The organism is Ornithinibacillus halophilus (assembly GCF_900129485.1).
In the GTDB taxonomy this organism is placed as follows: domain Bacteria; phylum Bacillota; class Bacilli; order Bacillales; family Amphibacillaceae; genus Ornithinibacillus; species Ornithinibacillus halophilus.
In genome coordinates, this window is record NZ_FQVW01000035.1 from 1 (window position 1) to 13,619 (window position 13,619).

General features: G+C 37.3%; 12 protein-coding genes. 1 reads left to right on the forward strand and 11 read right to left on the reverse strand.

Annotation, left to right across the window (positions count from 1 at the left end; all coding sequences use genetic code 11):
* Positions 1-288: 288 nt before the first annotated feature.
* Positions 289-1,629 (forward strand): short-chain fatty acid transporter, encoded by a 1,341-nt coding sequence (locus tag BUB12_RS12650; protein WP_072891289.1) that lies wholly within the window; start codon positions 289-291, stop codon positions 1,627-1,629.
* 513 nt (positions 1,630-2,142) lie between these two features.
* On the opposite strand, the gene BUB12_RS12660 is transcribed toward BUB12_RS12650, so the two are convergent.
* From BUB12_RS12660 to BUB12_RS12710, 11 genes are all read right to left on the reverse strand, one after another.
* Positions 2,143-3,300, reverse strand: coding sequence for an anhydro-N-acetylmuramic acid kinase (locus tag BUB12_RS12660; RefSeq protein WP_072891291.1), 1,158 nt, complete (start codon positions 3,298-3,300; stop codon positions 2,143-2,145).
* Positions 3,301-3,317: 17 nt separating this feature from the next.
* On the reverse strand, positions 3,318-4,364 hold the full coding sequence (locus BUB12_RS12665; protein ID WP_072891292.1) for a serine hydrolase domain-containing protein: 1,047 nt from the start codon (positions 4,362-4,364) through the stop codon (positions 3,318-3,320).
* Between the two features lie 15 nt (positions 4,365-4,379).
* The gene (locus tag BUB12_RS12670; protein WP_072891293.1) at positions 4,380-5,333 is read right to left on the reverse strand and encodes a GNAT family N-acetyltransferase; all 954 of its coding nucleotides are present in this window, start codon (positions 5,331-5,333) and stop codon (positions 4,380-4,382) included.
* Positions 5,334-5,346: 13 nt separating this feature from the next.
* Positions 5,347-6,303, reverse strand: coding sequence for an N-acetylglucosamine kinase (locus BUB12_RS12675; RefSeq protein WP_072891294.1), 957 nt, complete (start codon positions 6,301-6,303; stop codon positions 5,347-5,349).
* Between the two features lie 59 nt (positions 6,304-6,362).
* Complete coding sequence (locus tag BUB12_RS12680) at positions 6,363-7,247, reverse strand: MurR/RpiR family transcriptional regulator (RefSeq protein WP_072891295.1); 885 nt, start codon at positions 7,245-7,247, stop codon at positions 6,363-6,365.
* A gap of 49 nt (positions 7,248-7,296) precedes the next feature.
* Entirely contained in the window at positions 7,297-8,244 is a 948-nt protein-coding gene (locus BUB12_RS12685) for a GNAT family N-acetyltransferase (RefSeq protein ID WP_072891296.1), read from the reverse strand.
* A gap of 2 nt (positions 8,245-8,246) precedes the next feature.
* Positions 8,247-9,161 carry an N-acetylmuramic acid 6-phosphate etherase gene (murQ, locus tag BUB12_RS12690; protein WP_072891297.1) on the reverse strand — a complete coding sequence of 305 codons (915 nt, stop codon included), beginning with the start codon at positions 9,159-9,161 and terminating at the stop codon, positions 8,247-8,249.
* Between the two features lie 11 nt (positions 9,162-9,172).
* Complete coding sequence (locus BUB12_RS12695) at positions 9,173-10,321, reverse strand: exo-beta-N-acetylmuramidase NamZ family protein (protein WP_072891298.1); 1,149 nt, start codon at positions 10,319-10,321, stop codon at positions 9,173-9,175.
* Positions 10,318-10,944: a YesL family protein gene (locus BUB12_RS12700; RefSeq protein ID WP_072891299.1), complete on the reverse strand. Its 627-nt coding sequence runs from the start codon at positions 10,942-10,944 to the stop codon at positions 10,318-10,320. The genes BUB12_RS12695 and BUB12_RS12700 overlap by 4 nt, the downstream gene beginning before the upstream one ends.
* Positions 10,945-11,029: 85 nt before the next feature.
* Positions 11,030-12,619 (reverse strand): extracellular solute-binding protein, encoded by a 1,590-nt coding sequence (locus tag BUB12_RS12705; protein ID WP_084063336.1) that lies wholly within the window; start codon positions 12,617-12,619, stop codon positions 11,030-11,032.
* A gap of 101 nt (positions 12,620-12,720) precedes the next feature.
* Positions 12,721-13,617: a carbohydrate ABC transporter permease gene (locus BUB12_RS12710; RefSeq protein WP_072891300.1), complete on the reverse strand. Its 897-nt coding sequence runs from the start codon at positions 13,615-13,617 to the stop codon at positions 12,721-12,723.
* Positions 13,618-13,619 lie beyond the last annotated feature (2 nt).

Genomic DNA, 13,619 nt, shown 5'->3' on the forward strand with positions numbered 1-13,619 from the left:
GTAGGAGATAAAGGAAACATGCCCCTTCATAGGGGTATGCCGACGTTGGACGCAAAGTCCGGTTTTAGTCGGCCTTCCTTTGTATCGGAGTCGATGTTGACTTATCGTACGGAGGCGAAGGAAGTCTTGTGCCTGCGGTTACTCGGCACAAAGGGCAAAGATGCATCTCTTTGGAGTTCCTTCGCTAGTCGCAGGCGCTCGGAGCTAGACATCTCTGAAGTTATATATTCTTATTTTTTATAACAAGACAAGTCATTGTCTTGAAATTTTGAGGGGAGGACGTAATGTATGTTCGGTGCGATCACGTCATTCTTTGACCGCATGGTTCGAAGGTACTTACCAGATGCATTTTTATTTGCTATCATCTTAACACTTGCTGTATTTATATTAGGAGTATTTTTTACCGATAGTACACCTGTAGAAATGATGGATTATTGGGGTGGAGGTTTCTGGGATTTGTTAGAATTTGCGATGCAGATGTCCTTAGTCGTTGTGACTGGGTACATCCTGGCTAATGCGCCAGTCGTAAAAAATTTGCTAACGAAAATTAGTACATTAGCAAATACACCAGGACAAGCCATTATCCTTGTTACGTTTGTAGCATCCATCGCTTGTTTAATCAACTATGGATTTGGTTTAGTAGTTGGCGCACTTCTAGCAATTCACGTTGCCAAACGCGTGCCAACCGTGGATTACCGCTTACTAATGGCAAGTGCATATAGTGGTTTCCTAGTATGGCACGGGGGACTATCCGGGTCTGTTCCATTAAAAATTGCAACGGAGGATCATTTTTTACAGGACATCATGGGTGTCGTTCCTGTTACGGAGACATTATTAAGTAGTTACAACTTGTTCATCGTAATTACATTATTGATCACGTTGCCTTTACTGAACCGCTTATTTGCCACATCCAGTAATAACCTGGGAGAAATTGATCCAGAACTATTAAATATGCAAATGGAAAAAATATCAGTACAACCACCAAAGCCACTAAATAAAGAAAATGCAACACCAGCGGAGCGACTGGAAAACAGTCAAATCTTATCCCTAATTATCGGGATACTAGGATTCGTGTTTATCATCTATCACTTTGCGCAAAATGGCTTAGACTTGAATATTAATATTGTTAACTTTATCTTCCTATTCTTAGGAATCCTGTTCCATCGCACACCACGCCGCTTTTTGAACAGTGTGACAGATGCTGTTAAAAATGCTGGTGGTGTGATTATTCAGTTTCCGTTTTATGCAGGTATTACGGGAATGATGATGACTTCAGGTTTATCAGAGCAAATGTCGAATTGGTTTGTAAGTATATCAACTGATTTTACATTGCCATTATTTACATTCATTAGTGCCGGTATCGTTAACTTTTTTGTTCCATCAGGTGGAGGACAATGGGCTATTCAAGGGCCAATTATGATTCCAGCTGCCATGGATTTAAATGTAGACATGGCAAAAACAGCAATGGCTGTCGGATGGGGAGATGCATGGACAAACATGATTCAACCATTCTGGGCCCTGCCCCTACTAGCAATCGCGGGACTTAAAGTAAGAGACATCATGGGATTCTGTGTCATTATCCTGTTCTGGAGTTTCATACCAATTACAGTCGGATTGTTATTCTTTTAAAGGAAAGAAGCAAACTCTTTTGAGGGGTTGCTTCTTTTTTTAGCTTGAGGGATGGTTGGGGTGTGGAGCGAGTTTGGGGTGCGGTGGAGCGAATTTTGGTGATTTGGGAGCGAGTTTAGACTGCGGTGGAGCGAATTTTGGTGATTTGGGAGCGAGTTTAGGCTGCGGTGGAGCGAATTTGCTGTATTGGCGAGCGCGAACAACTAGGGTCGAGCGAGTTTACCACTGTGGGGAGCGAATTCACTTGTTCACGAGTGCAAAATACCCAGGGCGAGCAAGGTTAATTCTAGGTGGAGCGAATCCACAACATCAAAAATTGAGATTTCCCGAAGATTTTGGATTTTTACTCGAAGTTTTGTAAAACTTACCGAACATTTCCGGAACTTCCCCGAACATATCAAGATTCTCCCCGAAGTTTCTCCTTTTTTCGCCGAACATTCCTTCTCCAACAACCTCCCCAATCGGCCGTCCATTAGAAAAAGCACCAATCCTCTCAGATCAGTGCATTACAAACTACCATGCAATTTTCCCCATCACAACTGGTTTATCTGCTCCAGTTGCAGATGGTAAATTATTCGTTCTTTTCCTATAACATTGGTAACCCAAGAGAGCAAAAGTGATTGCTTCCTTCGCATCAGCTGGAAAGTCGGAAGCTTCTGTTCCATTTACCTTTATTTCACTCGGTAAAAAGTCGGAGATATTTCTCATCAATGTCGGGTTGTATCGCCCTCCACCACTTACCAATACTTCACCGACATCCTTGTGTTTCAGAATTTCCATTGCAATGGTTTTAGCAGTTAATGCAGTAATAGTAGCTATTTTATCTGAATTGGTTATACCCGCCAATTCTGCTTCATTCCACAGTTTCCTAGCATAATCAATACCAAACTGTTCGCGTCCAGTACTTTTGGGCGCTGTTTGTTTAAAATACGGATGCTTTAATAATTCACTCAACCAAGATTCATTAACTATTCCTCTTGCAGCTATAGCCCCATCTTTGTCAAATGTTTGCTTACCGTTCGTTGCCCATTCGGTGAAAGCATCAATCATCATATTCCCAGGCCCTGTATCGTAGGCCACTACATCTTCTTCTCTACAATTTGGAGGAATTACAGTTATGTTAGAAATCCCACCGATATTTAATAGAACCCTACCAACTTTTTCATCTCTAAAAAATAAATAATCTGCATATGGGACAAGTGGTGCACCTTGGCCCCCTACTGCCATATCACGTGTTCTAAAATCACCCACGGTCATGATTCCAGTACGTTCAGCAATGACACCAATGTCCCCGATTTGCATGGTAGAGGTTATTTCTCTTTCATCAACAATAATAGCATTAGGCTGGTGAAAAATCGTTTGCCCATGAGAACTAATTAACAGAATATCATCTCTTGTTAATCCAGCTTCAGCAATTGCCTTCATAGAAGCCTCAGCAAAAAGTTCTCCCATCAACATATTCATTGCTGAGATTTCTTCTATTCTTGCTTTTTCTGGATTACATAGATTTAACAGTTTCTTTTTAACCCCGTCAGAAAAAGATAGCGTACTAAAATGCACTGGTTCCAGATTCAGACCATTTTCTGACTCTATTATTTTGACTATGGAAGCATCGATTCCATCCAAGGATGTACCGGACATTAAACCAATTACTATACTTTCCGATTGCATACCAACAATCCCTTCTATTAAAAATAAGAACGAATGATATTATGTAATCTCGGTCTTAATCTAAGGATATGTGGATGTCTTCCAAAATGAACACGATTTGTTAATAAGATGACATTCAAATCGATGGTTGGATCAAACCATATACTTGTTCCTGTAAAACCTGTGTGACCATATGACAAATCAGAAAACAGATCACCACACGATGAATGGGTAGGACTTTTCAAAATCCAACCTAGTCCACGGTGTTCTTTATCAAATGCTGTATAATTTCTACGGGAAAGTTCCAATGTTGCTTCTGATAATATTCTTCTTCCTTTATACACACCATTATTTTCAATCATGCTCGCATAGTTTTGTAGATCATGTAGTGTTGAAAATAGTCCCGCATGCCCGCTAATGCCACCCATTGATTCTGTATTATCGTCGTGAACGATACCAAGTTTGTAACTATTCGTCTTTTCATCAAATTCTGTTGCCGCATACCTTTCGTCATCATAGGATGGGTTGAATCCTGTCTCGTGCATTTCTAATGGTTTGAAAAATTGTTGCTCCAAGAAATCACTATATTGTTGGCTAGTAACCGTTTCAATTACCTTGTATAACGTTATTAATCCCAAATCACTATATACCACTTGACTATCCGTTTTATACTCTAGTTCCTGTTGATAAATGCTAGTCAAAATTTCCTCTGTGGACATATTTTCTTTATAATATTGTTTATGAGCTGGTAAACCAGAAGTATGGGTTAGTAAATGACGTAATGTAATCTGCTCTTTTCCCTGTTTTTCAAATTCTGGTAAAAAATGCGCTACAGGATCATCCAGCCTGATTTCTCCTTCTTCTATTAGCTTCAACATTGAAGGTAATGTTGCTACTACCTTAGTTAATGATGCTAGATCAAAAACTGTATCGACATTCATCGGCGTTTTTTCTGGAAAAATTGTCTTATAACCAACCACTTCTTCTAACACTGTTTCTCCTTGGTAAGATACAGTTAACACAGCACCCGGGATGTGTTCTGCTTCAATTTCTTTATGTAGTAAATCAAGCACTTTTTCTCTCATCAATAAACAACCTTTCTATATATTTTTATGATAAGAATAATAGCTCTTGCACACTTCATAACCTAGCTTCCGATAAAAATCAACTAATCCTGTCCAATCAATTACAATTGAATCAGTACCTCTTTTACGCAACTCTTGAACAGCTGCTTCTACAATGTATAGCCCGTATCCATGTTTACGTTCATTTGCATCAATTCCAAGTGGGCCAATTCCACCTAACTCACCTTTATATAATGGTGCCCAATATACATTTTGAGCAATAACAGGTGATTTCGAATCATTTACTCTGCAGAAGCCTATTATTCTATTATTCTTTTTCAGAACCACAAATTCTCGACCGGTACCACCTAATTGAAAATATTGAATCGCTTCATACTCCCATCGTCCTGGGAAACAGCGATGCATAAACTCTAGAAATTCCTCTTTTTCATCAATTCTAACTAGAGAAATTTCTACTTCTTCCTTCTCAACGATTTCTAAACCCTGATTATTTTCATAATAACAATCTAAATCAAACTCTTCTCCAACCTGAATATAACCATTTTTCTCAAACCACTTAGCTACACTCTTATATTCTTGTGGAATACCTGGAAAGTAGTGCCATGTGTCTTTCCCAAGCCATATATTTTTGATACATTTTTCTCTAAACTTGCCTTCAGCATGATTGAGTAATTTCGTTCCGATTCCTTGATTACGATAATCACGAGCAACTAGTAAAACTTGTATCCATCCAGTTTCCTTACTAATTCCTACATTAACTGAATCCTGCCAAAGTTTAGAGACTACAAAACCTCGTACATTGCCTTCATCATCGATTGCAATTAAAGACCCATCGTGAAAAATATTAATATCATCAAAACTGTTCTGTTTAAATAAATCCACTCTCATTGGAAATTCAGCAGAAATCTCCTTATTCCATAAAGAAACGAGTTCATCTAACCTTTCAATACTCCATTCAATATACTTCACAATTGTCCTCCTATTAGCTATGAAAGTTCGTAATAAATTCCTCTCCTATTTCAAGACCTTCTTCCTTAAGTCCAGCAATTACGGCTCCACCTACTGGTTCGATGTTTGGTGAAATCAAATTAATAGATACCTCATGTCCTTGAACACTATTCATTATCAAAGGTTCTAATACATCAATTCTTTTAAATACACCACCAACGAGCACAACTGGAATGGTCAATTTCTGGTTAAACATTCGCTTTATTAAGCATGCGATTGAATCACCTATATTTTGAGCATTATTACGTATAATTGATGAAGCAACAGAATCTCCCTGATCATATGCTTCAAATACCAATTTACTAATTGATGCAATTAATTCTTTTGAGTTCTTTGATTGGTAAATCAACTTTACAATATTTGGTAATTCTGATGTTTCAAATTTTTTTAGAATAGAGTGTAGTAGTAATGTATCTTCACCTAGTCCATCATGTGTGGCAAATACTGCTTTGAGGGCATCACTCCCCAATGCATAGCCACTCCCACGTTCTCCTAATAAATAGCCCCAGCCACCTACTCGACCGAATTTACCTTCCTCATTAAGACCATATGTGATTGAACCTGTCCCAGCTATTTGAACAATCCCCGGCTTACCTAACGTACCAGAGTATAAAGCAGTAATTGCATCGTTTGTGATTGTTACGTTCTGGCCAGGAATTATGTTAGTGATTAACTGACTCATTTCTGATTTAGTAACTGGGTGTTCAACACCTGACATGCCAGCATATATATGTTTTACCTCCGAGAACAGTTCACCACTTTTTTGCATAAGCTCATTAAAAAGTAATGTGAATTCGTTTTCTAACTGCTCTTTACTCACACTATTCGGATTGGATGGCCCTACTGTTGCTTCTGCCGCTATTTCTCCTGTTGAACTAGCGATCACGCCTTTTGTCTTCGTTCCGCCACCATCAATACCTAGTACATACATTTTTATTCCTCCATGCACCATTCTTTATATGAAATGAGCCAACTCTTAATAGAGTTAGCTCAACTTTTAATATTCTCTTTTTCTTTTAATCTGTTATTAGTTAGTAACTCTACCGCATCGCGCGTATCATCTAAACGTTTCAATGTTTCATCATATTGTAAAGACGCGACACACATGAACAGAATGTCAATCACTTGGAGTTGAGCAATTCTTGATGACGTCGCTCCACTACGAAATGTCGGTTCTCTTGTTGCTGATGTATACAGATTAATATCGGCTTGCTCTGTTACCTTGTAGTTTCCGTATTTTGTAAGACTAATAGTTTTTGCATTTTTTTGTTTTGCTAATTGCAATACCTTAGCCACTTCAATAGTCTCACCTGAAAAAGAAATCCCTACAACCACATCCGACTCGTCTGCATTGGCTACCTGTGTTGCTGACATATGCATATCTGTAAACGCATATGCTTGCTTATTAATTCTTAGAAATTTTTGCTGGGCATCCTGAGCAATAATACTGGAAGCACCTACCCCAATAAAATGAATCCTCTTTGCGTTACGTAGTATATCAACAGCTTTATCTACTTCATCAACATTTAATAATTCTGCTGTTTCACGGATCGTCTGTATACTATTATTCGTCATTTTTTCAATAACTGAACGACTTGGTTCATTCGGTTCTATGTCTCTATACCCTGCTACATCTTCCTTCTGCAAATCTCCTGCAATCCGTAATTTTAAATCCTGAAATCCTTTGAGGTTTAACGATTTACAAAGACGGATTACCGCTGCACCACTAGTAGAACTTCTTTTTCCTAATTCCATTGCGGTTAATGCAATGGATTCTTGTGGATGCTCGATAATATATGCAGCTATTTTTTTCTCAGAAGGAGGTAGAAAAGGTAACATTTCATTCAGGATAACTAACCCTCCATTTGTCGACATGCAATCAGCTCATTTCTATTTCTATATCTCTTTTCCGCTACGGAATAAACTAAATATCCTTTTTCATCACGTGGAATGTACGTGTAACTTCAAAACCTGTCTTCTTATATAAATATCCAGCAGTCGTCTTTTCACCAGTCCATAAGAACCATGCACCATGTAGGCTTTCTGCTTTCATTTGTTGTAAACATAAGTTTAATAGAATTTTCCCTAGTTTTTTGCCTTGTTGGTCTGGATCGACACCAAATGGTCCAAAGCGATCTGGAACACCTTCATATCCTCCAAAGATACAGAACCCAACTACTTTATCACCTTGACGGGCAACTAAAATTCTTTCCATTGGAAGTCCTTGTAGTACACCTTCTCTAATTGCTCTTCCCCAGTCAGGATTAAACTTGATATTGGCAAATTGGATCACATCATATAAATCTTTATCCTCTGCTAAACTAAAAGTATAGCCTTCTTCTTCACGTAGTTTTACTAAATCTTTAATTTCATCTGATAGTTTGAAATCAACAATATTACGATCCATTGCAATCGGTGAATATAGTTTATCAAACCCTTGTGATAATAAGAATTGATATGCTTCCGGATAAGCCTCTTCATCAACACCAGGCATAATATAATTTGGAGCATAAGATGCAAAGAAGACATGTTTTCTACCATGTTCCTTAAGGAAATTCGTTGCATCATTCATTAAACGCTTCCCTACACCTGTTTTACGATATCCTTCATCAACAAAGAAAAACGGAATCCAACCATTGTCTGGTTCTAAATCAGTTCCAAACATTGGTAATAGTCGACGTACAGCGTAAACTACTCCTACCAAATTCTCCCCATCAAATGCAACACGTAACCCTTCTGGATCAAAATTGGCATCAAGTAATACTAAATTTCGGAATCGTTTTGGTGTAATAGGATCTTTCCATAACGATTCATTCCACAAATCTACTATTTTTACCTCATCACCAGCTTGATAATGTCTGTATGTAACCATTATTAATTTCCTCCTTCAGTAGCTAATTCAATTGCTTGGCGAACAAAACCATCCGCCTCTTTAATGTAATACTTAGCTTCTTCCAGTGTTATTCCCGTCTTTATCATTACAATAGCGGGCTTCACTTCATAATTTGTACATTCTAGCGTTTGTTCCGCTATATCGTATGTAGAACCCGTAATAGTAGAAACAATGCTTTTCGCTCGTTCCTTTAATTTCAAATTGCTTACTTTTAAATCAACCATCAGGTTCTCATAAACTTTACCAATCTTAATCATGGATGTAGTCGTAATCATGTTTAAAATCATTTTGTGGGCAGTAGCTGCTTTCATACGAGTAGAACCTGTTAAAACTTCCGGCCCTGTAACAACTTCAATCTTAATGTCAGCGTGTTTACTGATAATGGAGTTTGTATTACTTGTTAGACTAACCGTAGAGGCACCAATTTTATTCGCATACTGCAAGGCACCAACTACATATGGTGTTCTACCACTTGCAGCAATACCGATAACAACATCAAGCTCAGTTAAGTTTCGTTCTTTTAAGTCGTTAGCACCTAGTTCTTCACTATCTTCCGCACCTTCTACTGCTTTTTCAATGGCTTTCGTTCCACCTGCCATCACTGCTTGCACAACTTCAGGAGACGTACTGTAAGTTGGGGGGCATTCCACAGCATCCATGATACCAATTCGTCCACTCGTACCTGCCCCTACATAAAATAATCGTCCACCTTGTTTCAATTGTTCATAAATAACTTCTACAGTCTTTTCTATCTCTGAGAGGACTTGTTGTACACTCTGTGCAACTGTCATATCTTCTTCATTTATTGTTTTTAGAATATCAATGGTTGACATGGAATCAATTGCCACCGATTTTTCATTACGCATTTCTGTTGTCAAAGTTGATAGTTTATTCATCTATATCCATCCTATTTGTATAAGAGATATGGTTCTTTAAGTTTTTGAAAGGATTCTAGTGACATATTACAAGAATCAAGAAATTCTCTAGACTTTCCTTCTAATATCATCGTTTTTAAAGCCTTTGTTCCAGCTAATAAATCAAAGAAATATTTCTCATTTTCATTTTTAATGAACTCAAATTCATTCGGATAAAGTTCAGCGATTGTCTCTAGTAAGATAATTCCAGCCTCTAGAGAATTTAACTGATCACGGTCCTCGACATGTAATTGTATGCCACCACAAGTAACATCCTTTTGTTTTTGATAGAAAGGGATAAATGATGTTGGTCTTGCCAATACACCAGGTACCTTTTTTTCATTAAATACTTTTGCCAATTGTTGGCTTTCGATAAAAGGAGCACCTACTAGCTCGAAAGGTCGAGTCGTTCCACGCCCTTCCGATAGATTAGTTCCTTCTACTAAACATGTACCTGAATATAAAATGCTCATATCCATATTTGTTGTATTTGGTGATGGTGGAACCCAAAATAGTCCCGTTTGATCAAAGTACATGTCCCTTTGCCATCCTTGCATTGGAACAACTGTTAACTCACAATCATATCCAAATTCTTCTTTATATAATAAAGCCATTTCTCCAACCGTCATCCCATGTCGATTCGGAATCGGCAACAATCCTACAAATGAACGGACATCTTCTTCTACTAGATTCCCTTCCATCTTTGTACCTGAAACTGGATTCGGACGGTCTAAAACGACAAATTGTTTTCCATTTTCTTTACATGCTTCCATGACGTATGCCATCGTATAAATGAAGGTATAATATCTCGAACCAATATCTTGTAAATCAAATACAAGCACATCAACAGGTTCAAGCATATCCTTTGTTGGTTTTCTCGTTGCACCATATAAACTAAAGACTGGCAATCCCGTGTAAGGATCTATTGTTGATTCAACTTTTTCTCCTTCTTTTGCATCTCCACGTATCCCGTGTTCTGGTGCATATAATGCCGTCAACTCTATTTCGGGATGTTCATGAAATAAATCAATCGAAGGAATCAATCGTTCATTTACACCAGTCATGTTTGTTACTAAACCAATTCGTTGTCCTTTAAACTGCTTATAATCATTTTCTAAAAAAACATCGAGACCTAGTTTCATTGAGCACCACTCACTTTAATTTCATATCTTGGGAATGATCGCATGGCAATCCACATTAATACAAAGCTTGCTAAACTTCCACTAGCAAATAAAAGTAATACTGGCATCATGCTTATTACAACATAAAGCAAATAACTTCCAACAATCATCATAATGGCATTTAGTGGTTTACCGATCACAATAACTAATGACTTCTTAATATACTCAAACGTTTTAAACTTGTAATGTACGTACATTGGGAAAATATACAATAGTACTGCAAAAAAGATAAATAAAGCAAAAATTACAAAGAAGGCTAAAAATGATACTAGTACATGGTCGGCTGCTTGAAAGAATCGTAGATCAACATATAAGATAAGACCTATAAGTGTTAATACTGAACCAATTATATTCATCTGAATAAATCCTTCTTTATATGATTTCCAAAATGTTTTAAATACTGGTATTTCCTTATCCCCTAACACCCATTTACGAGTTACAGAGAACATTGCAGCTGTTGCTGGGAAAAAACCAAATAGAACTAGTCCAAGTAGAGAAAAAGAAATCCATAATAGATTTAAAAACATCATTCGCATGATCCAATTTGATATATCATATAACTTCCAAACCATACCTTCTATCATAATTACCGCCTCTTTTTAATCTAAGTTGTGTTATTAATGATAGAGTCAGCCTGGTAAACCAGGCTGCTCTACAAAAATAATATTCTTATTGAGCTTCAGCCCAACGGTCGTATGCAGATTGGTGTGCTTCAACTAAGTCACCAATACCTTGTTTTTCAAGAGTACTTACATACTCATCCCACATTGCATCAATATCTTCAGCACCAGTGATAAATTTAGCCTCCATTTGTTGGAAGTAGCTATCGATATCTGGTTTTACAATATTGATTTCTTTTTGCTCTTCATCTGTAAAGTAAACTTGTGGATATGGTAATTTACCATAAGGGATTAACTCTTCAGACACCCACTCGTAGATTTCAAGAATTGCAGGGTTTCCACCCTCTTGAGCAAAGAATTCTTCAGTTAGATTCATTGGTACGTTTGTTCCTACACCAGGAGCGTGTTTTGCATTTGTTTCTGTAGTACTTAAACCGTCTTCAGCTAGTAATACCCACTGATCATCTTCATTAAATTCGTATGTTTCACCTTCAATACCTAGACGTGAAAGCATTGTACCCTCTTCTGAATATGCATGGTCAATCCAACGCATAGTAGCTTCTGGGTGCTCATTTTCATTCGTGATAGCAGCTCTACCACGGCGAATTTCACTCATTAGAGTTGTTAGTTTTTCATCATTTGTAGCACTTGTCATTGGTGGTAATACAGGATAGTTTAAAGCATCCATTGGATCTTCAAAACCTACCATAACAATTGGCCATGTTGATAAAATACCAGTTTTAGGTCCTTTTGCTACAAATTGCTCCCATGTATGAGAGAACATTTCATTATCTAATAACTCTTCTTCATACAAACGGTTCATATATTTTAGATACTCTTTGTATTCATCTTGAACCCAAGCAAACTTAACTTCTCCATCTTCTTCATAAATACCATCATCTTGTACGATACCGAAGTTTGGAAGTAATCCAATACGTAAATCAGCTGGAGCGTTTGCAGTTAATGGAATAACATCCCCAACGTTACCTGGATCTTCTTCTTTAAATGCTTTTAGAATTTCATAGAAATCTTCCATTGTTTCTGGTTTATCGACACCTAATTCGTCTAACCATGGACCATTCATCCACATGATAGGTGTTTTTGATGTTACAGACTCATCGATACCTGGTAGTGCATAAATATGACCATCAGGAGTCGTAATAGATGCAGCTAAATCTGGATTTTCATCCATTAGCTTTTTAAAGTTTGGCGCATAATCTTCAATTAAGTCTTCTAAAGGAATTAGAAGGCCTTGTGAACCATAGTCTGCTTCTTCACCAGCTGTTAGTTCTGCTCCGTAGAATAAATCTGGTAAGTCTAAACTAGCAAAAGCTAGTTGTTTATTTTGAGTAAAGTCGTCTGCAGATGCAGTTCTGAATTCAAATTTAATATTTGTTAACTTCTCCATTTCTTGGAAGAAGCCCATATCTCCCCATTCAGGTTGAATTGGTGAACTTTTCCCCATCATTTCTAATGTAATGGATTCATCAACAATTGGATAATCGGTTGCATTAAAATTATCATCTGGTTCACTATTAGATGATGATTCATTATTATTTCCATCACCTGAACAAGCTACAAACACAATTGCACTAATTAGTAATATAACTAACATTGATAAGCTTTTTTTGATATTCAACTCTAATTCTCCCCTTTAATAAATAAGAATAAATAACAACTAAAACAAACTATTGCTAGAATGACTCACCTCCTTGTTAGAGTATAACTATAGATACGGTGTTACTCTTTTAATGATCCAATCATTACACCTTTAATAAAGAATCGTTGTAAGAATGGATAAACAATTAGTAATGGTGCTGCTGAGACAATCATGACAGCATATTTAATGATATCTGCAATTCTAGCATGTTCACTTAATGCTTCAGCAGATCCACTTTGTTGCATTAATTCAGTCGTTAGCTGCTGTTGAACAAGTATTTCTCTTAGGAACAATTGCAATGGATAAAGTTCTCTATCTTGTAGATAAATCAATGCCCCAAAGTATTGGTTCCAGTGTCCAACTCCATAGAACAATGCCATAACCGCAATGATTGGTGCAGATAACGGGATAACGATTTGGAAAAAGGTTCTGATTTGGGACGCACCGTCAATCTCAGCTGCCTCTTCCAAGCCTTTTGGTATACTAACCTTAAAGAATGTCATTGTCACAATAATATTCCACATTGCCGCTGCACTTGGAAGCACCATTGCCCATACAGTGTTGATCATACCTAGGTCACGTACTAATAGGTAAGTTGGGATTAAGCCACCCTCAAAAAACATAGTAAATACTAAAGCTAACATGATGAACTTTCTACCTACTAAATCTGATCTTGATAAAGCATAAGCCATCGGTAGAGTTACGGCTAAGTTTATAAATGTACCGAGCAGTGTATAAAATATCGTATTACGATACCCTAACCAAATTTCGCTACTTTGGAACACACGTTCAAATCCTTCAAAAGTAAGCCCTTTCGGAAATAGCCACATCTCACCTGAGTTTACATATTGAGGGTCACTAATAGATGCACTAATGATGTAAACTAGTGGATACGAAATAACAACTATGAAAAACCAAACTAGGATTTTATTACAAATATCGAATATCTTATCAGACTTTGCTTGTTTTATTGCCATAA